Source organism: Sulfuricurvum sp. RIFCSPLOWO2_12_FULL_43_24, assembly GCF_001829605.1.
Classification (GTDB): domain Bacteria; phylum Campylobacterota; class Campylobacteria; order Campylobacterales; family Sulfurimonadaceae; genus Sulfuricurvum.
Genome location: NZ_MIBT01000042.1, coordinates 1 through 1968, shown reverse-complemented (window position 1 = coordinate 1968; position 1968 = coordinate 1). Strand labels below are relative to the sequence as shown.

The window sequence follows — 1968 nt, the reverse complement described above, 5'->3', positions numbered from 1 at the left end:
AAATCCTTGGTGGCCCGCCATCACATTTAAATCTTCTTCCTAACATTTATTCAACCCTCAATTCACAAACATATCCTTAACTTTCATATATACCTTCATATTGCATACGGCTCTTAATGCTATAGGTGATACAACATAGATTGAAAATTCAGTGAAGGAGAGTTTTCATGAAACGGATCATCAGTATCTATACCGAACACAAAAACAGTGTTCAATTTTATCTTCGTACCGCAATAGCAAATTTCCATCCTCCCACAAATGACGCTAAAGATATGCGGCGATTTTTCGAAAGTGAACGATCATCTGAAGTTATCTATTCCGTCGATAATACCTTTACCCAATCCTCACCCGATTTTGGCCGAAACTACATTGATGAGGATCGCAACGGTGCCGATAAATCTTTTTATTTCAAATGGGTCAGTTTTGTAGAAGAACCGATTCATATCAGCAATCCTTATCTTCATCACGTTACGGGATTGCCGACATTGACCGCTGTAAAACAAGAAAATGACCGTTATATTGTTGCTGATTTTGATATGCTCAAACTGCTTGAAGAGCTTCGTTTGATTGAACACAACAGTGCTTTTGAAAAAATCAACCGCTTTGTCATGGGATGCGGAGGATTACTATTGGGTCTTGTCTCAGTTTTTTTAATCTTTTACGGAGCCTATATCTTTTTAAATATGCTGACCTCTTCCATGTCGAAAGAGCTTGTTATGCATGAGATATTCACATCGATCATTTCAATTACGATCGGACTTGCGATCTACGACTTGGCCAAAACACTGATTGAGAACGAGGTTCTCTTTAAAACCTTCAATTACGGCAACGACCTCCAGAACAAAACACTCAGTAAATTTTTGACCTCCATCATTATTGCTCTCTCGATCGAATCTCTTATGGCCGTATTTAAAATTGTGTTGGATGATTACAGTCAACTCATTAACGCTTTTTATCTCATAATTGGGGTAACGTTGCTCATCGTGGGAACCGGAATATACAATCAACTCTCCCGACAAAAAAAATAAAAACATTTTTTTTCCCGTTTACCCACAGCAATGAGTTATAATATCAGCTATTACAGATTGAATCAAACTAAAGCGATATTATGAACTTATCTCCGACACAGCAGGCTTATTTTGATGAAATGAGCATGACCCAAAAGATTGCCATCCTTTTAGTTCAATTGGGTGAAGATGTTACCTCTGCCCTTTTCTCAAAAATGAGCATCCAAGCCATTACTGAGATTTCCAAACATATCGCTAATAACAATAGTATTGAAAAGAATATCGGTGCGGCAGTTTTAGAAGAGTTTTACGCGATTGTCCAATCCAATCAATACCTAAACACGGGCGGTCTTGAATACGCCCGGGAGATTTTGTACAAAGCGCTGGGGCCGGATGAAGCGAAAAAAGTATTGGAACGTCTCAGTAAAACGATGCAGAGTAGCCAAAACTTTGCCTTTTTGGCCAAAATCAAGCCTCAGCAACTGGCCGATTTTATTATAACGGAACATCCGCAGACGGTTGCATTGATCTTAGCCCATATGGACCCTTCCGCTGCGGCTGAAACACTCTATATCTTCCCCGATGAACTGCGCGCTGAAGTGGCAATGCGTATGGCAAAACTGGGAGATATTACCCCTGCGATTATCAAACGGGTCAGTACGGTTTTAGAATCCAAACTCGAATCATTGGCAAGCTACAAAGTCGAGGTGGGCGGACCGCGTTCTGTTGCCGACGTATTCAACCGTTTGGGTACGAAAGTCTCTAAAGCGACCTTGTCACAAATCGAGCAGTTGGATCAAGAACTGGCTTCATCGATCAAAGAGATGATGTTTACCTTCGAAGATATTGTCGATCTCGACGGTGCCGGTATTCGCGAGATTCTCAAATCATCCGATAAAAATGATCTGATGCTGGCTCTGAAAAATGCGGCCGAAGAGCTCAAAGAGAAATTTTTTGCCAA

Annotated in this window: 2 protein-coding genes; both read left to right on the top strand. The window is 40.6% G+C overall.

The features are described from left to right. The first annotated feature begins 167 nt into the window (after nucleotides 1-167). Nucleotides 168-1028 carry a hypothetical protein gene (locus A3G19_RS04125; protein WP_294870739.1) on the top strand — a complete coding sequence of 287 codons (861 nt, stop codon included), beginning with the start codon at nucleotides 168-170 and terminating at the stop codon, nucleotides 1026-1028. 80 nt (nucleotides 1029-1108) lie between these two features. Then, a partial coding sequence (gene fliG / locus A3G19_RS04120) for a flagellar motor switch protein FliG (RefSeq protein ID WP_294870738.1) occupies nucleotides 1109-1968 on the top strand: 860 nt, incomplete at its 3' end.

What these genes read in the sequence shown, in the direction of transcription:
- A3G19_RS04125 (WP_294870739.1), top strand. Translation starts at nt 168, where the DNA reads ATGAAACGGATCATCAGTATCTATACCGAACACAAAAACAGTGTTCAA.